Here is a 21,532-nt window from a genome sequence, read left to right as displayed (position 1 = left end):
TGAGCGGATGTCTACGGTTCGGGGTATAGCGCTGCTGGGGTTCAAGGCATTTTGTGCCAGTCAGGGCATCGACCCGGATTCGGCGCTGGCCGCGGTTGATCTGCCTAAAGACCCACTGAATGCTGGACTCTCCGGCGTGCAGTTCAATGCCTTGATCGAATTGTGCGCGCAGCGATCGAACAACCCGCTATTCGGCGTGCAGTTCGGCTTGCGCCAAGGTACGCAGAGTCTCGGCACCCTGCTCTTCGCCATGCGCAGTTCAGCCACTGTCGGCGAGGCGCTGAACTTGCTGACACGTTATTTTCATATCCATAGCGACGGCGCGCTCGTGCAGCTTGAGCGGCAGGCCGGCAGCGCCCTGCTGCTTTACGACGTGACGGATGGCACCTTGATCTCGGTACGTCAGACCGTGGAACTGGCGATGAGCATTGCCAGTTGCCTGCTGCGCGAACTGCTCGGACACGCCTGGCAACCGAAAGCGCTGCTGTTGCGCCACAGTGCTTCGACCAACCGCCTGGCCTATCGCGCGTTACTCGGCGTGGCGCCGCGTTTCGACAGCCTGGTCAACGCCTGGGTGTTTGATGAGTCATTACTGGCGCTACCGCTGGGCGCGACCGACGCCCGATACCAACAATTGGCCCTGCAACATATCGACGAACTGGCCCGCGTGACGCTGGAGGAGGTGCCGTCTTACCTGCAAAAAAGGCTGCGCAATGAACTGACCCACGGCCCGGTCACGCTGCGTGACATGGCCGAGTACATGATGATCAGTCCACGCACCCTGCAGCGCTATCTTCGAGCGCAGGGCACGGGATTTCAGGAGCTGCTGGACCAGACGCGCCGGGCGATGGCCGCACGCTACCTCTGCGATTCGTCGCTCAATCTGACGCAAGTGGCCGGTCTGTTGGGTTACGCCGACCTGAGCGCGTTTTCCCGGGCATTCGCGCGCTGGAACGGGGTCAGCCCGCAGCAGTGGAAACAACGCATGCAACACTTACCTCGGTAAATCGACATGGCTTGCAACCCGTTCATTCGCGCCATCAGCCTGACAGGCTTCGATCCGTTCGCCCGGCGTCAAGGACTGGAGCCGAACCGGATGCTACGCCAGGCGTGTCTGCCTGTCGCGTCACTGCAGCGCCCGGAAGATATCCTGTCCTTTCGCAATTACTGTCGCTTGTTGGCTCAATGTCGGCAGCGCTCGAACAACGCATTGTTCGGTCTGGAGTTCGGCCTCCATCAGGGAGTCGACGTCTTCGGTGACATGTTTTTCCTGATTCACAACACCCGTACCGTCGGCGACGCGCTGCTCGAACTGCGCGCCAATTTCGCCCTGTACAACGGCGCTGCGCATCTCTATCTGGAGATTGCAGACGGTATCGCGTTGCTGGGTTATCGAGCCGATGAGCAGGAGATCGACGGCCTGGCTCAGGCCGAAGAACTGGCGTGCGGGATCGGTTTACGCCTGATGCAAAACCTGGCCGGCGAACAATGGCAACCCGAGGCAATCATGCTCCGCCATGCCCCGCTGGCGGATGAAGGCCTCTATCGGCAGGCACTAAGCATCACGCCGACGTTTTCAGCCGCCCACACGGGATTGCTCTTCAACGCCAGTGCGCTGGCGCAGCCGCTAGATTGCGCCAGTGAAGCCTTGCATCAGCTCATCGCTGAACATTTGGCAGGGATTGAACGCCTGTCGACCGACGCGATGCCGGGCTACGTCAGGCAATTGCTGCGCAATCTTTTGCCCAGCGGACGTGCAACGATCGACAGAGTGGCCGATTGCATGTCCGTCAACCCAAGATCCTTGCAGCGCCACCTGGCGGAGGAAAATACTTCATTTCAGCAGTTGCTGGACGAGACGCGCCAGCAATTGGTGCGCAAATACCTGCAGGTCCCAACGATCAGTCCGCCGCAAGTAGCGCACCTGCTTGGCTACGCCGACGTCAGTACATTTTCGCGGGCTTTTCATCGATGGTTTGGTGTCTCGGTGCTGGAGTGGTGTAGACAGTCCGGAGTGAACAGGCAGCCCTTGTTGCTTCGGAATCGAGTGAAAGAGCGACCTTGAGCGTATTTGCACTGAACTGTTTTGTATTGGATGTCAACACTTACAGCAAACGGGATGTAGTTAGGGGAAGTAACGGCAAAAAACGGACGCTCGTGACAGGAAGTCATTGCACGAGCCGTCGCTGACAACGTACCGCATCCGGCCAGCAGTCACTCCTTCTCTTGGGGGCCGCTATCGGCCCAGAGTGTGTAAAAACTCCAAAACCAGCTCGTATGATTAAAAATTGCCTCCAAATGCGGATTGCCGCATCTGTCCGGCGTCAGTAGGATTCGGTCATCACTGACATAAATGGATGTGTATATGGAAAGCATGCCGAGAATGGAAATTGAGCGCGTTGCGTATCAAGAGTTTTTAACTCTTTGGGAACGCGGAGCGTTCGATAATCAGCGCTTAGGCCAAGCGTTCTATAACCATTTTCGGCTTCATCGTCTGAGCGACCAAACGTGCCTGTTCGGTCTCTATGAAACTGACGGAGACAAGGCCATGACCGCGATCTCCCGCCTGTTCCAAGTCTGATAACTCCGACCCCGCGTTTCGCGAGAGCAGGGTCAGCCTTGGGTCAATAGTCGCCTCTCATAAGAGACTGCGTTGGCTCAGAGTGTGTGAACGCTTTTGCGAACCCTTACTATGATTTCTGAGGATTTCATCGTAGGGATCGCCCATGAAACGCTTTATCCAAGGTGAACATCGAGGCCAAGGCACCTTACTTCCCGAGAGCCTCGACGACTACGTCAGCGATACCAACCCGGTGCGCGTAGTCGACGTCTTTGTCGACGAACTCGACCTGGTCAAACTGGGTTTTGAAGGTGCCATTCCAGCCGATACTGGCCGGCCTGCTTACCATCCCGCGATCCTCCTGAAGATCTACATCTACGGCTATCTGAACCGCATTCAGTCGAGTCGGCGCCTGGAGCGAGAAGCCCAGCGTAACGTCGAACTGATGTGGCTAACCGGCCGCTTGATGCCCGATTTCAAGACCATTGCCAACTTCCGAAAAGACAACAGCAAGGCCATCCGAGGCGTCTGCCGCCAATTCGTGGTGCTGTGCCAGCAGTTGGGATTATTCGGAGAAAATCTGGTCGCCATCGACGGAAGTAAATTCAAAGCCGTCAACAACCGCGACCGCAATTTCACCAGCGCCAAACTGAAGCGGCGAATGGAAGAAATTGAATCGAGTATTAATCGATATCTGACTACGCTCGACAAAGCCGACCAGCAAGAACCCACAGCTTCCGAGCCCAGTGCCGTGCGGCTGGAAGAGAAAATCGCCAAGCTCAAAACTCAAATGAAGGAGCTTCAAACGATCGAAATCAAACTCAATGAATCGCCGGATAGACAGGTCTCACTGACCGATCCAGACGCCCGTTCCATGATGACTCGCGGCACTGGAATCGTCGGTTACAACGTGCAGACAGCGGTCGATACCCGGCGCCATTTGATCGTTGCCCATGAGGTTACCAACGTCGGTTCCGACCGCGATCAACTCAGCTCGATGGCCAAGCAGGCCCGCGAAGCGATGGCGTCAGAAACGCTTTCGGTAGTGGCGGACCGAGGTTACTTCAAAAGCGAAGAAATCCTGGCTTGCCACGATGCAGGCATCACCGCCTATGTGCCCAAACCGATGACATCTGGAGCCAAGGCGGACGGGCGTTTCAATAACGATGCCTTCATCTATGACTCGGCAAAAGACGAATACATTTGTCCCGCTGGAGAGGCGTTGATCTGGCGCTTTTCCAGCGTTGAAAAGGGCCTGAAGTTGCACCGTTACTGGAGTTCTAATTGCCAGGGATGCATGCTGAAATCGACGTGCACACCGAGTAAGCAACGGCGAGTTCGGCGATGGGAGCATGAAGCCGTATTGGAGGAAATGCGGAACAGGCTGAGCAACGCGCCGGACATGATGCGAGTCCGCAAGCGTACGGTAGAGCATCCCTTCGGGACACTCAAACAATGGATGGGCGCCACGCATTTCCTGACACGAAAGCTGAACGGAGTAAGTGCGGAGATGAGCTTGAACGTCCTCGCCTACAACTTGAAACGAGTCATGAAAATCCTCGGTACCAGCGGTTTAATGAAGGCGCTTTCGGCCTGAAAAGGTCTGTATTTTGGCCACCCCGTAAGGTAGACGCGTCACTAGGGCTCCCAGGCCCTCGTGATGATCCGCAGGACTTATTGCGAGCAATTACTCAGCTAACAACCGGTCAGCGCTGCGCGCCGACAGTGCATCAGCGCGTTTTTACACACTCTGGGCCCTAAGCGGCCGGTGAGGACAGCCAGAAATCGGCCAATAACGGTCATCCACCACTCGCAGCTATTAACCTCGGCGGCGTAAAAACTTAGACTCCATTTGAAAGTACACGCTTCACAGCTCCGGTATAAAGAAAGTGGTCGCGGCGCAAAATCTTTACCTCAGACGACGCAAATCACATTCTAACCATACCCTCGCTACCAATAGAATTTGCCATCAAATTGCGTCCACCTGAGGAGCCACTGATGATCCTTCCCACCCTCGAAGATGTCGTCGAGCTAGCTAAAAATGGAACGCTGTTAGAGGCCGTCTTCAGCGAGCGTTGGCAATGTCGGTACCAGCACTTCGATGCGATTGCTCAACTGATTGCCGACGCTCACAACGAGGGACATTTCGATCTACTGGAGACCCTCTCAGCCACCGGACCGGCAGCCTTTACTGGCCTTAAGGGTTATCAAGGCCGAAGGATCTGCAGCTTAGCCATAGGGCGCCTAGATACCTCCGCAACACGAGCTCATCGACTTTCTGCGTAAATGCAAAATGTTAGGCGTATCACAACGTTCTTATGATGTGTGGCGCATTTTCAATCTCGGCGAGATTACATTCAAGCTCGATGCCCGCTTTCGGCATCCATACGCCAACTGTGAATCCACCCCAAGCTCGAAGGCGCAGCGTCGCGCGACTACCCCGGAACGTCACCTTCATCGACGAGGGAGAAAAAGTAGGATGAAGCACAAACCACGCAAAATCACCTAGCTGAACTATGCGCGAACGATCAGCTTCTAGGTCCAGGTTGATGGTGACCCAGTTTCGGCTCTCCGTCGGCTCAAATGTAGCGCTCAATCGATAACCGCTACGACTGGCACGCTCGCCAAACCGACCTCGATTGGGATCGTCGGCAGGTCCTGGGGCACGACGGAGTGCCGGCATTTCGAGATATCCATCTTTCGCAAATGCATTGGAATTGTAGTTCTCATGCATATCGCTATATGCATTCGATCTACCGCCATAAATCGCAATCTGACCGGCGCTTACCTGTCCTTCAAATATGACCAGCGAGTCTCGATGACGCAGCATTCCAGACGAGTTTCGTTTTGGCACAAGGATTTTGAGACTTTTTAATGCATCAAGATCACGAGCCAACCAAGTGAACGTCGCACCCGCTCCGCGTTGTAGTGGCAGCTCGCGATGCCAGCGGGTCAGAATACGATCAAACCTCTTGACCGTTTCAAGATCAAGACTCGCTTCTTTTTTCTTCAGATAGTCAGAGATGCCTATCGTGAGCTCTGAAAATAGGTTGTTTGTGGAGCTGTAGTACGGTGATCCCGCTATCTGTGCTTTAGCCAGAGAAGCAATGGCTTTACCAATAGCGGCATCCTGAAGACTCTCAATATTTTGATTTCCAGTTGCAGTCGTGCTGGCCGCCGTAAGGGCATAACTCGCCCGGATAACATTTGCATCAAAGGACCACCCCACCTGCTCTGCAAGTTTGTCTGCCCAAGCCAGTCCAATTTGTGGAAAATGCTCTGGAAAGCGAATAGAGATCAGCCCTACAAGGATTGCGGCCCAAGGATCAGCGTCTTGGAGGAGTAACGTCGCAGGATCAACATTCCCAATCACGTCATCGCGAATGGCCGCCACTTCAGCAGAAGACCCGGCGTCCAAAGCGCGTACCAGTGCTCGCACTTTGGGATCGGCGGGCATGATCACAAACTCGAGGTCGGCCGGTGAAAAAGACGGCGCAGCAACGGTGATTTTTGTACCTCCCCGATACATCGGAAGAAGGCATCTTTCGACTCGCGCTTTCTCAATCGCAACCGACATTCTCACCCGATAGTCCGCCCAAAGATCACGACCCAAGTCTGTAGGCAACTCAATTTCCAACCGTCCTGCAAAAAGCTCTAAGGTCGACTGTCCTTTAAAAAGATCGAAAGATTCGCACTTGCGATTTTCCTCTGACAGCCCGATCGAGATCCGTTTTCTCTCTTCAGAGATATTGATTTTTCTGGACCCGTCGTTGGAGTATCTCTCGCTATTGAATGATTCAAAGCTCGTATTTCCCCGCAGCCTAAACTCAGCGACGCTTCGTTCAGTCGTCGGGTATATAAACTCCCCGGTCGCTTGCTGTGTTTCCACGTCGAAAAAGCTGGAATTACCCCCCGATGACGACAATGCTGAGAAAGACGGCAGGATAACCGTGTTAGCAACGCCCTCGCGCACTTCAAAAAACACGGATTGAGGTGGCACACCTGCCGGGGTGATCACGCATGAATAGAGGCCAGGCTTAACATCATCCTGCTCAAATGTCCGGTTGTTGGGAGTGGCTACCCAATCGGCAATCTCCTGCCCCTCTCCTTCGATACGGACAGTTCCGACAGACAAGTCATTGGGCGCTTCTAGATGCAGGCTTGTTTTCATCGCACGATGACCCTCTGATCAAACAACGGCGCATTCGGCTGAAAAAGAGCTGGGTAGTAATCGGCACCATCCACTGCAATGGCATACAGTGCGTTGCAACTAGGTGGAACCGTCGTGAACCATGCACTTGGGTCGCCAGCGTCTCGACACTTCAACGACGGTAGCGTGGGATCATTCTGCTGGCTGATAACGAAATTGAAATGCGCCATCCTATCTGGCGGATCAGTCATGACCACGATGGGAAGCTCAAACTGTTGCGGGAAAACGATAGGCGTCAGTTCAGATGGCATCACTGCCTGGTAGGGTTCGAATGGCAAATTCTCGTCCCAGTGATTGAAGAACACACGCCGCAGGGATTTGAGATCCATCAGTAGATGGTGAGGTATCACACCCCAACGGTTTTGAAGCCATCGCGCAGAGGAGCCACTCAAGCCTTTGATTAACGTTTGAGTGAAGCGGCCAAATTTTAAGGTCCCGTCTTCAACCGAACACCCCTCGTAAGCAAGCATGCCCTCAGCCGCAGCGCATAGTAGAGATACTTGATTACGGCTGACTGCAAAGAGGTTTGGATCAGGATAAAAACGGCAGTCCTGAGCCCTGCCGAGCTCGAAACCAGGCAAATATTCACCGCAGGTGTCAGAAAACAGAAAAGCGGCAGATATAGATTGGTTTTTTCTTAGCGAATTGGCGAGCGAACCTAGATCAATGTGCTTCCAGACGTTAATCGCGGTTTGGTTGAGATTCTCAAGGAATAAAACCGGCTGTTGCAAATGCGACGCGCCATGGCCGCAACAGTAGAAAAAAGCAATATCTCCTGGTTCGGCACTTACCCGATTGAACCAGGCCTCCCCTCGTTCCAAAACATTCACTTCAGTAGCCCTATCCACCGGACCACGGTTCCATGGATATCGGCCTGCAGTGTCCTGAGGATCTGAAATCAGAACCTCCAATGTCGCTAGAGGAGCTGTAAGTATTTCTTGATTTTCAATCAACCAATCACACATCAGCTTTGCGCTATCCGCTGCACTGGGGAGGTTGTTGACGCCTCGAAGGTTTTCCTGAATCCCCTCGTTTTCTTTAGCGTAAGGATAGTCACCCACGCCAATGACGAAGGCGTGGGTTTTAGGACCGGCAAGGGGACGATCAATCAGCAATGTCATCAACTCGTCCTCATAGAACATTGAATTCCTGCAAGCGCTTACGCGCCCGAGCGTAAAACTGTGGGCGCTGGAAGTATTTTGAATGCGCTTCCGAGATCCCTGCTACGGAATTGAATTCAAGGTCGATGACATCCCTGAAAATCATATCGGAACGAAAGGCCAGCGGATCGATCGGATCGAAAACATTCATCCAATGCCGGACGCAATCGGCTCTCTGGCGGGCCAATTGGGTAGGTAAATTTTGCGCAATAAGATCAAGAGCAGCGAAGAAGCCGGGCTGCGACCCAACCGTTAGAAGTGCATCCACAGAAAGGTCATCGGGAAGGCCTACTGCTGCAGGATCATTGAACATGTCGACGAGAATTACGCCTCCCATGCTATGCCCTACGACCACGAGTGGGCCATTGTCCTTCTTCGCTTGCTGATGAGCCTTTATTAAGGACTCTGCGACGACTTTCTGAATATTTTTCCGCGCATCACCGTCTTTTAGATAGACGAATACGTCACTCATAAACAACCCAATCGCCGGAGTGAGATTCCCCCTGACTGCATTGAATCCGAGCGTCGAAGCTGCATTGCGAATTCGATCAGTGACCGCAGTCACTGCATCGCCGATGAAACTGCCAATACCTAACGATTTAGGCGCATTCGCGTTGAACTGAGCAGTAATGGATTGAGGACTCGCGTTTCCATCAAACAGAACAGAGGCTTTATTCGAGGTTATGAGTTCAGCTGCAAGACGAAACGCCTGTATCTCCTCAGGCTTCAACGCTCGATTCTGTGCTGCCGCCTGATCCGCGATCTGAGAGCAAATTGCGTCAAGTGCAGCGATCGGATCCTGCTTACCAATGGCACCAACGGAGAGGTCAACATTTCCACCGCCTTTACCACCCCCCATAAGGCCACCCCCCATGCTGGGAAGCGCCTCAACGTTCAGAGAGAAAGTGCCCAGCTTTTTGTCATTGGTTTTGAAAACTTCTGATGGGACTTCAGGTACGAAATGCCCCCACATTGGCGATTGAAATGTTACCGCTTTATTGGAAAATAGCAGCTCGCGAAAGAGCGCCTCTCGGTTTTTCACCGAATTCTTATACTCAGGCGAATCCCGAGTTGCGACACCATGTACAAACACTAACTGCGCCATAGATCCTCCGTGCACGAAATGTAAAGGCGCTGGGGATTAATGTATGTAGCACAACCTTTTAACGCCTTCCACATACCCAAACGTAATTTTATTTAATATGTAACTCTACATCGACGAATTAAATACATTTTATGAAAAGACTTGCATGCCTGATCACGCACCATCCGGAGTGGCGGGCGCATCGAACGTCGGGCTTTCGGACATGGGGTAGCTCCTTCTTATAGATGTTGGGCACAACGACTTAATTGTAGGCAGGATAGTTCGTTGTCAACCTCAATTCAGATCACGACAATACAATGTACGTATTGGTGACAGGGTCATGGGTACTGCGATCTTTTTAGTTCAAAATGAGGTCCATCTAAAAACGGTCGTTTACCTTGTCTTTTGATCCGCGCGCTATATTCCGCCATCAAATCCTCAGGCGCCACATCAGAGTAAGTGAAATCCAGATCCCATGCGCCGCCCCATCGTAACTGTACGTTGAGTTCCTTTGCCGCCATTCTGACAGCTTCAGCAATCAGAAAAATGGGAGGCCACTCCCATCTTAGTTTGTTGTTGATATAGGGAACCAAATCAACTGCGTGTCCAGTGATGTGACGAGAGTCAAGCGTCTTGGTCGCACCTTTGGCAAGAAGCTGTTTCTGTTCTTCCAAAGACCGAATCCCATCGTGTACCGAAAAATCCTGTACCGAGTAAATCAGAGACATCTTGACCACTGCAACCAAATCTTGGTGTACGTTCTTCAACTCTTTCAGGGACTCCGGACCAAACTTGAAATCACTCATAGCGCTCTCCTCATGGGAACACTTGCAGCATTCAACTACGCTCTCATTCTCACAACGCGAAAGGCTGCGGAGGCGCTCTGGAGTTCGACAACAGCATCTACTCATAGCATTTGTAAAGATATTGAAACAGCTTGCAAAACCAGAATTCTTTCTACGAAGATATCGCCAATCAATAAATAGTAGCTTGTCCCGGATCTGTCAAGGCTTAATATTTTAAGTGCAAGCGCTTTATGATGCAGCCTGTTAAGTTAATGATTCACAATTTTTTATTGATCAATGCACCACTGAGCTGGGCCGCCAGTGAAAAAAACAAAATACTCAATACATTTAACTAGTTAGGAAGCACATCACTCGAAAAGCCTCTGCCACTCCAACTGTCGTCATAAGAAATTGTTTCATGCAGTTTACACGTGAGCGGTATACCAAAAACGTGTATCGCATAGACCAAAAGATGACGCGTCAGGCTCAATGTCATTAGAATTCGTTCTTTAGCCCCCGCCCTCGCAAAATGTTCGATATCAATCTAGCAGAAGGAAAAGATATTTTTGCTAAAGACAGTGGTCTTCAGCAGGGCTGGTTTATCGCAACTAGATGCATAGTGGGTGTCTGGCAATGGACGCTTCCCGTAAGGATGAACCATGCTAAGTCAATCGCCTATTATCCAGCTCGCCTGCAGGCTGATACCAAAATACAAAAAAACTGTAAGCGTCCGCTAATACGGCAAACGCTTCACTGCGCGTCCGGCGGTTTCGCTTGGTCAAGACTACAAAGTCCAGCAATTCGGTGGTAAGAGGCCGGACAAATGCTTTACGAACTCAAGCTGGAGGCCTAGTCCAGTTTTTATGCAGCTATACGTCAGGAGAATTCGTATACTTCGAGCGTCGGCCATCCCTTCTGTGTTTCAAAAAGGCCCCACTTTGCGGGGCCTCTCGTCACTTGAACTTGCCTTGCAGCATATTGAACATTGCTTTTTTGGCGCGGAACACGAATTCATCCTCTGTCTCACCGGACTTCGGAAGTCCGCCGAGTGAGAATGTGGTCAGTACCTGGGATAGTAGTTATCGCTCGACATTTTGCTGAAAATTTGGCGTAGTACCGCTGCGCCCCAGATGGCTAGCATAGTGCCAGCCTTTGCAAAATGGCGATTAGGATGGACACGAATGGAATCGAGTGTATTGACGCGATCTGGCCTGCGAGATTGGCTACAGGTGTTTGCTAAAGCGCGAGGTGCTGAGCAACCGACAGGTTCCGCGCTGTACGCTCTGAAGGTAACGGATGACGAGTTTGCGTCCCTGCGCAATGAACTCAAACATCAATTCACCGGGGCATTTCAGCCCGCCGAGCCTTCAACATATGCAGCCTGCTGGCTGCTCTATGCCGCAGAATGGTGGAAGCGGTGCTATGGAGGCGGTGCCTGGGCATGGAAGCCACTCTTCGATAGCATCAATACGCCCGTACCATCGCATCAACATATTCGGCAGTTGGTTGCATCGGGCAGAAAGTATTGGCATCTCGTAGGCGAAATGAATGGAGGGAAGCGATACATTGGTGAGGTCGCCATTCAGGGCGGACTTCCCCTTCGCTTAATTGAGACTGCGCAAGGAAACGTATCTCGGCTGCTTCATGCGGTGCTGCGTCAGACGATCCTATTCGATCTGTCCTCAGCCGCGATAAGGGCTGAAGTCCAAAATCTGCACCCTCTCCTTCCCCGAAGCTATCGTCAACCTGCGATCTACGACTTGCTGGGTAAAGTGGTAGATGTCGTCAAGGATTTGCGGTATCGCTACGCGCTCAAAGGCGCCGATGATCCCATCATTTCCCTTCAGCGAGCTTACCCTGAATGGGCCGACGAATTCCCGCTACGCATAGACGGGGAAGCAGCATCGCAACTGCTTCGTGGCTTGGTACGCGAAGCGGGTGAAACTGAGCGATGTGATCGCCGTATACCCTTTTGGATGCGACGCCAATTGAGCTTCGATGTTGACGGCTCGTGCGTTCTTGAGACCAGGGTCGAAGTGCTGCCCACGAGCACCCCCGCCATTGTAGCGCAGCTGTTCGGATGCGCACCGGAAGAACTGCCTGCGTCATTTCAAATCTCGTTGATCGTAGGCGGTAATCGCTTTGCGTTAGCTGAGTGCGTGGTGCGTAGCCAAGGCATACGCATGGCTGTGCAGAACGTTCAGCTCCCTGATGATTGCCATATGTCCTTTGCACAGCTACAGCTCAGCCGGTATGGAGAAACACTCCACACCGCCATGCTCCCCGGCGGCGAAAGACTGGAAGAAAACGCACCGTGGGTATTCGAAAACACATTCCCAGTTGCCCGGTTGCTGAAGGTGGGGAGCTTACGTATCGGCGCACCTACTGCCCTAGCCTGCATCCCTGGCGCCGCATTTTTCTTCAGTGAAGAAGGTGAATTCGAGTCCAGACTCAGCCCCGTGGAGGGCAGATCGCTGAAGCTGCTCACCTCTGGCACCTCTCGAATGTCATACAAGGGCGATGTGTATCGTATCCACTGTGGCGTTCAAGGGAACGAAAGTGAGCTGCTGCAGTGGCGCGGCCGAATTCTCGACGTTCAAGCGGAACCTGCATTTGTATATGCAGGCATGCCATCACTACACCGCGTTCACAAGGATGGCTCCTCCTCGCGCGTAACCGATGGAGAGATAGTGTGGAGCACAGTCGCTGGCGAAGAACGCGTCGTTTCGGACGCACGCCCGGCATTGGGGATGGGCACGTTGTCATGGAAGCTGGATAAGGAAACTCAGATCCGCCAGACAGCAGTATGCCTACCCAGCAACGCCGTGATCGAATCCGAAGCGGGTGCATCTGCTTCGACCGGGATAATTCACCTGAGAGGCTGGCCAGCACAGGCTGTTGTATCAGCTGGGAACGAATGCCATGTGGACGCATCTCCAGATGGCATGTCCTGGCGAGTAGCAGTAACCGCGCAGCCCAACCAGATTCCCTCGCACGTCAGTCTGCAACTGGCGTGGGCGGGTGGAAGAACGCAGAAGATAACCCTGCCGTTTCCTGGAAAGGGCGCAGTGTTTCTTGATTCGGCAGGCACGCGCCTAGCATCTGATGCGGAGTTTGACGTCAACAATCTCCTGGGTTCGCGCCTCACACTGATGCCAGGCCGCCATGGTGTCACTTGGAAGGTGTGTTTGTCGTTGAAGTCAAAACGAGGCGGCCAGGAGTTGGCAACTCGTGTGTTCAGTTATGGTCGTTCCTGCGAGGTTCGGCTCTTTGAGTTCATGAGACCGATCCGACAAATGCTGGCCTGCACCGAGGATCTGGACGCGTACGTTCAGATAGAAGCCTTGGAGGGCGGCTCCCTGCGTGCGAAGCTGCTGGTCAGACGTTATGCCACACGGCTAGAAATCGATAGAGGCAACGGCAGCGTGCACTATCCAGACCATGCGCTGGCGCCTGATGAAGACGCGCTCAAGCAGCTTGATGTACTCGCGCTGTGCATTACTCACCCCGAAGACGGGCCCGAAACTCTTACGCGCGCCCGATCCAAAGAAGACAGCCTGGAGCGATGGTGGTTTAACCCCGAGACCAAACCAGAAGGCGCATGGCTGATCTATCCGGATGCCCAGTCGCGAAATGCGTTCAGGCCCCTCGCGTGGAGTACGCATGGTCAACCAAGCGCGCAACCTGTCATCCCTCTTGAAGGGTTACGTGCAGCACTGGCTGCTGAGTCCTCAGGAGCGCGCTTCGCGGCGTTGACAACTGCCGTGGACACGATGACCAGTGATCCTCGCCATGCTGACTGGCGGCTGCTGGAAGAACTGCTTATCCATACTTCTCACCTTCCGCTAGCGGGATTGGACATATGGCGGGTTTTCGCCCGCCGCCCCGCCGCCATGATCACCGCCCTGGTTCACCTGGAAGGATTCGCCGAGCACGTCGCACAGCGGATCACCGAAGAGCTTCCTTTCGAATGGGTCTTAGCCTCTCCCCAAGACTGGGTCAGCAGCGTCGTAATACTGAGGAAGTATTACCATCAGGATGACGGCGATCGAGGTGTTCGCGCGTTGAAGCGAAACCTGGAGGCGATCAAACAAAGCATGAGTATGTCGCAACCTGGCACCGTGCTTGGAATCGACTTGGCCTGTCATGAAGCCATGAGCCTTCCGACTCAGGAAACAAAGCTTTTACTGAACCACAACGCTGTGCTCGATGACCATCTCCTTCGAGCTTTGGTAGAAATTGAGCACAGCCCGCTCCAATCACTGGTACGCCAATCTGACCGTGGCGACATGTGGCCTAACGAGCTTCATCAGGACATTTCTAAATTCATCGGGAGCGCGTCAGGCAAGTCGATCCTCTCCAAGTTTCCACCGGTATTGGGAGATTTCAAGCGGCTGACAATCGCCTTTCCTATGTGGGTCGGTTACGAGGTTACCCGAGGCGCTGCCCTCGACTGGTTAGCGCGACCAGACAGGCTGCATGCACTTCGAACCTATCAGAGCTTTGATCCGGCATGGTTCGACGCGGCCTACCACTATTCGCTCGTTCACTTCTTCAAACCGGCATAACAGCATTCCATCTGGACGGAAAACCATGGCTTATTTTGAATCACTGATCACTGAACTCAAAACCCGGAGCACCCGGGCGATCCAGAGTCTCCTTTCGCTCGAAAGCAAACCTCTTCGTGACTTTTTGAACGAGAAGCTGGCCGCAACACCCGGATCAAAAGATGCTCTGCTGGCCGACCCTGTGTTTGAGCCCACCTTCGGATGGCTCAAGAGCGGCGCAACCTTGCAGTCCTTGTCAGGCGGGCTGCTCAGCTCACAACTGGTAAAGTGCATGCAGCGGCCGCCTGCAGTCTTCGCCGATGAATATACGTTTCCAGGCGATAGGCAGATATTTACCCACCAACTGGAAGCATGGGAGATCTTGGGGCAGGAAGAACCGGCATCCCTTGTTGTTACCAGCGGCACGGGGTCGGGCAAGTCCGAATGCTTTCTCGTCCCAATTCTTAACAGTTTGGCCCGTGATATCGAACGCAGGGGTAGACTGCAGGGTGTTCAAGCCCTTTTTATCTACCCGCTTAACGCGCTTATCAACAGCCAGCAGAGCCGTCTGGACGCCTGGACAGATGGGTTTGACGGTGATCTGCGCTATTGCCTTTATACCGGTGCTCTAGAGAACGAAGTCAAGAGCACTGCAAAACAGTCTGCCGGCCATGTGGCAGATCGTACCTCCCTTCGCGCCAGCGCCCCCCCGGTCCTAGTCACTAACGCGACCATGCTTGAGTACATGCTGGTTCGTAAGGAAGATGCCCCCATTCTTGAGCAGTCCAAGGGGCAGCTTCGCTGGATCGTTCTGGACGAAGCACACACTTATGTTGGCTCGCAAGCCGCCGAAATGGCGCTCCTGCTACGTCGGGTCATGCTCGCATTCGATGTAGATCCTCGTGACGTCCGGTTCATCGCTACCTCCGCAACGTTTGGTTCGGATAAAAAGACCGTTGAGTCGTTGCAATCCTTCCTAGCTGACATGGCCGGCATTGAGCCTGACCAGATCTATGTTGTTCACGGTTCCCGGCACGTTCCCGACATCGCGCCCATACAGACGCAACATTTGTCGAATAAGTCCATAAATGAGCTGATGGAAATCGGGAACGGTCAGGAGATCAGTAAAGAGCGGTATCACGCGCTCACGCAGCATCCATTGGCACGCCAAATCCGAGCTGAATTCCTGAAACCAGGGGGTACTCGCGTAAACACGCTTGCAGATATTCATCGCTCGATAAAAGGAGAGGTGAGCCCCGCCGATATCCTGAACATGCTGGATATCCTTTCCGGCACACGAAGTGGTAGCACGGATGATGACCCGTTCTTCCTTCCTCTGCGCGTACATCTGTTTCACAACGTGTTGTCAGGCATTATGGTCTGCATCGACCCCAAATGCGCTCACAAGCTTCGAACCGTCCTAGACACGCCCGATTGGCCTTACGGAATGGTGTACACGGCCGAGCGGTTGAGCTGCGATTGCGGCTGTCCGTTGATTGGCCTAGTCAGTTGCAACGATTGCAACCAGCCATTTTTGCTTGCGCATCGACGTGGCAATCTTTCGCTGACAACTGCTGACGATCATTCGGAAGATGAGTTTTCCATCAACCTCGATGGAGAAACGGAGTTGGATGGGGATGAGTCCTCCGGCGCCACTTCAGATGTACATATGCTGATCGTAAACCGCGTCGCTGGCGTTCAGACAGAACGGCTTTGGTTCAATCCCGTCAAAAAGCAGGTGGAAGGCCGTGCGTCTACACCCAATTCAATCGAGATGAGGGTCTTTAATCAGATACAGCGAGACCAATGCCCTTGTTGTGCGCAGGAGTCGGTTTCAAGCCGACAATTTCGCAGAGCGTCAATTGGCACCCCATTCATGCTGAGCACCGTTATCTCGACAGTGCTCGAGTTCTGCCCCGAAGACAAAATTGATCCTTTAAACAAACCCTTCCGCGGTCGGAAAATGATTTCGTTTACCGACAGCAGACAAGGCACTGCCCGCATCGCGGTGAAGCTACAGCAGGACTCCGAACGAAATCGAATCCGCAGTCTGGTGTACCACTCGCTGTTAGGCGCGACGCCATCAGCATCGCTGTCCGAAGAAGACGAGCAGGATTTGCAGGATTATCTGGAAGAAGAGCGCGCAGGTACTATCCGACCACGTGATGTGCGCCGACTTCAGGAGCTGAAGGATCGCAAGGCCAGTCTAGCCAAAGGTGTTGAACTGCCTTGGGCAGAGATGGTGAGCAGCTTGACCACGAATAAGGACCTGCAGGAGGGATTGCTGCGCTATTACAGCACCCTATCGAAGACCGCATTTCCTGAAGCCAGCGGTGCGAGAACCCTTGCAGGGGTGATGCTTGCGAGGGAGTTTGTTCGTCGCCCCAAACGACAGAACAATCTGGAAACCATGGGCTTGGTGGAGATCACCTACCCTGCCCTTGCGCACGTCGTCAAAGCCCCCCTTGAATGGCCTACAGGCAACATTGTGAGCTGGCGGGCCTACCTGAAGATTCTGCTCGACTTTTATGTTCGCGAGAACAGCTTCCTGCACCTTGACCAGGAGTGGCAACGTTTCATCGGCGCAAAGATCAGCCCAAAATGGCTCCTCGCACCAACCTCCAAGGAAAAAAACACTTCAAGGATCAAGACTTGGCCGCAGGTTAATCTAGGTTCTAAGCGCCAATCGCGACCAATCCAGCTCCTCTGCAATGCTTTCAGCTGGGACGCGCAAGATAATCAGGACAAGATCAACCACCTTCTTCAAGAAGCCTGGGTTGCCCTGACGACGACTTCGACGATTCTGCGAAGCAGTGAAACAGGCTATCAACTGCACCTTGAATCTCTCCATTTTCGATTGAGCTCCGACGTGTTTCTGTGCCCCATCACCCGGCGGCTCTTGGACACCTCGTTCAGCAACCTTTCTCCTTATTCAGCGCCTGGCGGGCAGAATCCTTTGCGGCCAATACGGCCTGTCTCAATGCCTCGTTATCCTCAGGCATTCGGCGGAGATGTAGATGCTTCAGAGAAAATCCTCAACGCCCGCGCTTGGCTAAATTCAGAACCACAGGTGATCGGACTTCGTGATGAGGGGCTTTGGTCGGACTTGCATGACCGGATTATCGAGGGGGCGTCTTACTTCCGTACCGCGGAGCACTCTGCCCAACAACCGAAAGCCAAGCTCAAATCCTACGAGGCTCAGTTCCGTTCAGGTCATATCAATCTGTTGAGTTGTTCGACCACCATGGAGATGGGGATCGACATCAGCGGTATTACGGCCGTCGCGATGAATAACGTACCGCCCCAGACGGCAAACTACTTGCAGCGGGCAGGCCGGGCGGGACGACGCGGAGAAGGACGCGCAGTTGCGTTGACCATTTGCCGCAAGACACCCCACGACCAGCACGTGTTCGCTAAGCCTCGCTGGCCGTTCGATACGAACATGATCATTCCTGCCGTCTCCCTGCGAAGCCCTGACTTGGTCGCGCGCCACGTCAATTCCTACCTTTTGTCCTACTGGCTCAAGACAGTATTAGGGCGAGAGGAGCTCAAAAGCATGACCATAGGCCCCTTCTGTATGGAGGAACGAGGCGATTCATTGGCGGGTCGATTCGAAGCGTGGTGCGCCAATTCCGCGGGCAGCGTGCCTGCGGTCATAAAAGGCATCGAGAAGCTGGTTCATCGCAGTCCGCTAGTGGACATGAATCCTGAAACGCTAACCCGCCACACCGCAACCGCCATGCGAGATGCCGCGCAGAGCTGGAGAGACGACTATAGCAACGCCAGCCAGGAACTCGGCTACTTCAAAGGCTGCTCAGAAAAGAAAAGCGCCGCATTGCGCGCGCTGAACGCTCAGCTCGAGCGGATCACGGGTGAATACCTGCTGAGTGAGCTGGCAACTCGCCGGTTCCTTCCAGGTTACGGTTTCCCCACAGACATCGTCAGCTTCAACAACATAATCAGACAGCCGCCTGACAAAGCTCGGGAATATTCACGCGAAGATAACCGCGGACGCTATCTGGATCTCGCGACACGAGACCGTGTAACCGGGCTGCGGGAATATGCGCCCGGCGCCGAAGTGGTCATGGATGGATTGGTTTATGAGTCGCGGGGCATCTCACTCAACTGGAGGCTCCCCGCGTCCGAAGAGATACTGCGTGAAGCGCAGCTTTTCAAGTATGCGTGGCGTTGCTCACATTGCGGCGCAAGCGGGAGTACGTTTTCCCAACAACCGGGCGACTGCGGACAGTGTGGAAATGCTCTGGAAGAGCAGGAGGATGTTGTGCGCTATTTGGTGCCTTCAGGATTCGCTGTGGACTTCTACGGCAAGGATCCACACACAGATATCAGCAAACCCACCTATATCCCCGTTCAGCGGCCTTGGCTAAGCGTAAACGAGCCTTGGTTGACGTTCGCGAATCCAGCCAATGGCGCATTCAGAGCAAGCGCCAAAGCACGCTTGTTCAACCATACTAGCGGGGATGGTGGGCAAGGGTTTGCACTCTGCCTAGAGTGTGGTCGTGCCGAGGCAATGCTTAAGTACCCTGATGAGCAAGCTGCCAAAAACGAGAAATTTCTTCCGCACAAATTTCGCAGCGGCGAACAACACAGAAGGCTCAGGGGCGGTCGCACCGACGATGGTGAGAGCATTTGTGCAGGCAGCTCCGACAGTTGGAAAATACAACGCAATGTTCATTTAGGACATGACAGTGTCGCAGATGCCTTGGAAGTGATGATCCGTAATCCTATGACGGGCGAGTATCTCAATGACGAAATTGCCGCCTTCAGCATTGCGGTTGCTCTGCGCGATGCAATTGCTGATCAAATGGGAGTGATGTCCGACGAGCTCGGTTTTGGTACCAAGCACGTTCAGTGGCAACGAGAGCCCGTTCGACTCATACAAGTATTCGACCTGCGCAGTGGCGGCTATACGTCCCAAGCTGTTCACCTGATGAACAGCCCAATTCTTTGGGATAATGTGTTGGATAGCCTGTCATGCCATTGCACCGGGGCATGTCAAGAATGTTTGATCGGATTTGACACCCGGTTTGATGGCGAAAAGCTTGATCGTCACAAGGCATTGGAATGGATATCCAACGATTGGAGAACATTCCTCGTACTTCCAGATGACGAAGCGGCCTTTGGAACGGATTCTGTCGCTGAAACCTCAACGCTTCTTGAAGCTGTAGAGCGGTATCTTGCTCAGGATAAATACGGTGCAGTGACCCTCTATCTTCAAGGCCCTGTTTCGCTCTGGGATCTTCCGATGGCCACAGTGTTGAGAGATAAAGTGCTCGGATGGCAATGCCATAGAAAGATCGATGTAACGCTCATCGCCGAAAAAGGCACTCTTGCCCTGCTCGATGAAGCCAGTCGTTACAGCTTAGCATCCTGGGTCGACGTAGGCATTACCTACGAGGAAAGCGATCCTGGGCGCATGAATCTTCAGGGTGGCCATCACTTATTAGTCGGGCTGAGCGGTACAGACGGCGCACTGACTTGGGCAAGCAGACAACCCCATATAGGCATCGCCAACCCTCACTGGGGAGAAAGCGACGGGGAAAGCCCACTGGTGCGAGGATTGCTCAGCCGTGAATCCGAACCTACCCGACCCTACACCCTGAGTGAAGTACGACCCAAAACTGGCGACATCGAGGTCGATATCCACAAGGATTTGGATGGAACCATCGCCCGATTCGGAGACCAGCTCTGGGCTCTGCTTTGTGATAAATCGCCGGGATTACGTGCGGCCCTGGAAGGAAACGATCCCCTCAAATCTGTGGCATACACTGACCGCTATGTGGTGACGCCATTGGCAGCCGCTTTGCTGCTCGAAGCCCTGACGGCCTTGAGAGATCGCGCGACAGTGGAGTCTGGCACGTTGCCTGTAGAAATAACCGGCAGAGAATTTGAGTCGAAAAGCCGTGCCCCTCAGCGGATTTGGCATGACTGGCTCAGTGATGTCGACCGTGATCACGCGCTTCAGGAAGCTCTGGATTACGTAGGCTTTGACGCTCAGGTCAGGAGTGAGCCAGGCATCGAACATGGGCGCATGTTGAAGCTGATTTTCGAGTCTGGCAAACAAATCCGGATTCGTCTCGATCAGGGCTTCTCATATTGGCAAGTGGATCGCAACATGAGTCACCGGCAGCAGCAGCTTTTCGACTTCAAAAAAGACTCAGTCGTGCAGGGTAAGGCGCTGCATCACATTGCCGTCGTGTTGACTGCGCCCGAGATCGGGAATACACAGATATTTATAGGGCTGTAATCGAGGAGTAGCCGTTGGAGAGTGGCTTGGTACTCTTCAACGGCATACCGACCGTGCAGGCAGTGAGTTCTGGCTGTGTAATGGCTGTCAGGGAATCCTTCCAGCTTGTTGCGTCAACTGCGACGTCAGGCAAAATTGAGCCTACTCGACCTAGCCTTGATGTCAGGTATTTCTCAGCGCCACCTCAGCTGCATCGAGACAGGGCGCGCCAAGCAAACTGACTCTGCATAAACCACTCATGGCACTCGATGCGACTCTAGATCACTGCAATAGTGTCTTTCTCGCCAGTGGTTGTGCAACGCGCTACGAAGCAACACCTCTTACCTCGCTAAACATGGGAGGCTGTTCGTGACGCTACAACTCACCTGCTTCATGCCAACAACCCAGCACCAGCGATTGTCTGGGGGAGTCAGTGGGAGACATTGGCAGCCAACGCCAGCACTGGAGTGCTGTTCGATCTGGTCGGCCTGAGTGCCGATGCGGCAGAAGGCCTAAATCTGTTGGTAACGCTGCTGAAGCCTGGAGGGTTGGGCGATCATCTGAACAACGTCGAGGAAATCAGATTGATTGCTTGGCAAAGGGGCAGCTAGAGAGGACCCGAGCAACCCTGGGCTCGCTTCGCTTCTGAAAAGCCTCCCCACGCCTCAAGAGGCTTCCACGTTGACAAATGAACTCCCTCCGTTGGTACTAACGCAGCTCGACTAAAGGCACGGGGGAACTGAAATTCATGTCAACTTTTACAACATTTGGCATGCTTCTCGACATTACGATGGAGTCGTTGCGTGTTGAGCATCTGATTCCTGTCGACGCGAAAACCTGGGAAAGTCATGGCCCGAACCTATGGACAATTAAAATGCTGATGCCGTTATCTTCGGTGCAACACATTCATAGGTGTGTTCGCCAGACGCTTTCCCTTTA

At 53.5% G+C, this 21,532-nt stretch carries 10 protein-coding genes and 1 pseudogene; 7 read left to right on the top strand and 4 right to left on the bottom strand.

Features of this window, described 5'->3' with window-relative positions; all coding sequences use genetic code 11:
* Positions 1-7 precede the first annotated feature (7 nt).
* The 4 genes from ACM6IV_RS26150 to ACM6IV_RS26135 all read left to right on the top strand — a co-directional run bounded on the left by ACM6IV_RS26150 (position 8) and on the right by ACM6IV_RS26135 (position 4,157).
* Positions 8-1,006 carry an AraC family transcriptional regulator gene (locus ACM6IV_RS26150; protein WP_414872254.1) on the top strand — a complete coding sequence of 333 codons (999 nt, stop codon included), beginning with the start codon at positions 8-10 and terminating at the stop codon, positions 1,004-1,006.
* Between the two features lie 6 nt (positions 1,007-1,012).
* On the top strand, positions 1,013-2,065 hold the full coding sequence (locus tag ACM6IV_RS26145) for an AraC family transcriptional regulator ligand-binding domain-containing protein (protein WP_414872253.1): 1,053 nt from the start codon (positions 1,013-1,015) through the stop codon (positions 2,063-2,065).
* A gap of 300 nt (positions 2,066-2,365) precedes the next feature.
* Positions 2,366-2,581, top strand: coding sequence for a hypothetical protein (locus ACM6IV_RS26140; RefSeq protein WP_414872252.1), 216 nt, complete (start codon positions 2,366-2,368; stop codon positions 2,579-2,581).
* A gap of 145 nt (positions 2,582-2,726) precedes the next feature.
* Positions 2,727-4,157, top strand: a complete 1,431-nt coding sequence (locus ACM6IV_RS26135; RefSeq protein ID WP_414872251.1) for an IS1182 family transposase — start codon at positions 2,727-2,729, stop codon at positions 4,155-4,157.
* A gap of 708 nt (positions 4,158-4,865) precedes the next feature.
* Here ACM6IV_RS26135 and ACM6IV_RS26130 read toward each other — a convergent pair.
* From ACM6IV_RS26130 to ACM6IV_RS26115, 4 genes are all read right to left on the bottom strand, one after another.
* Complete coding sequence (locus ACM6IV_RS26130; protein ID WP_414872250.1) at positions 4,866-6,731, bottom strand: pYEATS domain-containing protein; 1,866 nt, start codon at positions 6,729-6,731, stop codon at positions 4,866-4,868.
* Positions 6,728-7,891, bottom strand: a complete 1,164-nt coding sequence (locus ACM6IV_RS26125; protein ID WP_414872249.1) for a hypothetical protein — start codon at positions 7,889-7,891, stop codon at positions 6,728-6,730. The genes ACM6IV_RS26130 and ACM6IV_RS26125 overlap by 4 nt, the downstream gene beginning before the upstream one ends.
* Positions 7,892-7,901: 10 nt before the next feature.
* A complete protein-coding gene (locus ACM6IV_RS26120) occupies positions 7,902-9,035 on the bottom strand; it encodes a hypothetical protein (protein WP_414872248.1) in 1,134 nt (377 codons plus the stop codon).
* Between the two features lie 317 nt (positions 9,036-9,352).
* The gene (locus ACM6IV_RS26115; protein WP_414872247.1) at positions 9,353-9,820 is read right to left on the bottom strand and encodes a M15 family metallopeptidase; all 468 of its coding nucleotides are present in this window, start codon (positions 9,818-9,820) and stop codon (positions 9,353-9,355) included.
* Between the two features lie 1,160 nt (positions 9,821-10,980).
* Here ACM6IV_RS26115 and ACM6IV_RS26110 point away from each other — a divergent pair.
* The 3 genes and pseudogenes from ACM6IV_RS26110 to ACM6IV_RS26100 form a co-directional block, all read left to right on the top strand.
* Complete coding sequence (locus tag ACM6IV_RS26110) at positions 10,981-14,367, top strand: STY4851/ECs_5259 family protein (protein ID WP_414872246.1); 3,387 nt, start codon at positions 10,981-10,983, stop codon at positions 14,365-14,367.
* 25 nt (positions 14,368-14,392) lie between these two features.
* Positions 14,393-20,614, top strand: coding sequence for a DEAD/DEAH box helicase (locus ACM6IV_RS26105; protein ID WP_414872245.1), 6,222 nt, complete (start codon positions 14,393-14,395; stop codon positions 20,612-20,614).
* Positions 20,615-20,698: 84 nt separating this feature from the next.
* A pseudogene (locus ACM6IV_RS26100) lies at positions 20,699-21,437 on the top strand (helix-turn-helix domain-containing protein); the annotation flags it as partial.
* Positions 21,438-21,532 lie beyond the last annotated feature (95 nt).

The sequence above is a fragment of the Pseudomonas sp. IT-347P genome, from assembly GCF_949768005.1.
In the GTDB taxonomy this organism is placed as follows: Bacteria; Pseudomonadota; Gammaproteobacteria; order Pseudomonadales; family Pseudomonadaceae; genus Aquipseudomonas.
Note: the sequence above shows the minus strand (reverse complement) of the source record. Positions and strands in the feature narration are given on the sequence as shown.

Excerpts from the sequence above, each read along its gene's own strand:
- ACM6IV_RS26150 (WP_414872254.1), top strand. The coding sequence starts at position 8 with ATGTCTACGGTTCGGGGTATAGCGCTGCTGGGGTTCAAGGCATTTTGT.
- ACM6IV_RS26145 (WP_414872253.1), top strand. The coding sequence starts at position 1,013 with ATGGCTTGCAACCCGTTCATTCGCGCCATCAGCCTGACAGGCTTCGAT.
- ACM6IV_RS26140 (WP_414872252.1), top strand. The coding sequence starts at position 2,366 with ATGGAAAGCATGCCGAGAATGGAAATTGAGCGCGTTGCGTATCAAGAG.
- ACM6IV_RS26135 (WP_414872251.1), top strand. The coding sequence starts at position 2,727 with ATGAAACGCTTTATCCAAGGTGAACATCGAGGCCAAGGCACCTTACTT.
- ACM6IV_RS26130 (WP_414872250.1), bottom strand. The coding sequence starts at position 6,731 with ATGAAAACAAGCCTGCATCTAGAAGCGCCCAATGACTTGTCTGTCGGA.
- ACM6IV_RS26125 (WP_414872249.1), bottom strand. The coding sequence starts at position 7,891 with ATGACATTGCTGATTGATCGTCCCCTTGCCGGTCCTAAAACCCACGCC.
- ACM6IV_RS26120 (WP_414872248.1), bottom strand. The coding sequence starts at position 9,035 with ATGGCGCAGTTAGTGTTTGTACATGGTGTCGCAACTCGGGATTCGCCT.
- ACM6IV_RS26115 (WP_414872247.1), bottom strand. The coding sequence starts at position 9,820 with ATGAGTGATTTCAAGTTTGGTCCGGAGTCCCTGAAAGAGTTGAAGAAC.
- ACM6IV_RS26110 (WP_414872246.1), top strand. The coding sequence starts at position 10,981 with ATGGAATCGAGTGTATTGACGCGATCTGGCCTGCGAGATTGGCTACAG.
- ACM6IV_RS26105 (WP_414872245.1), top strand. The coding sequence starts at position 14,393 with ATGGCTTATTTTGAATCACTGATCACTGAACTCAAAACCCGGAGCACC.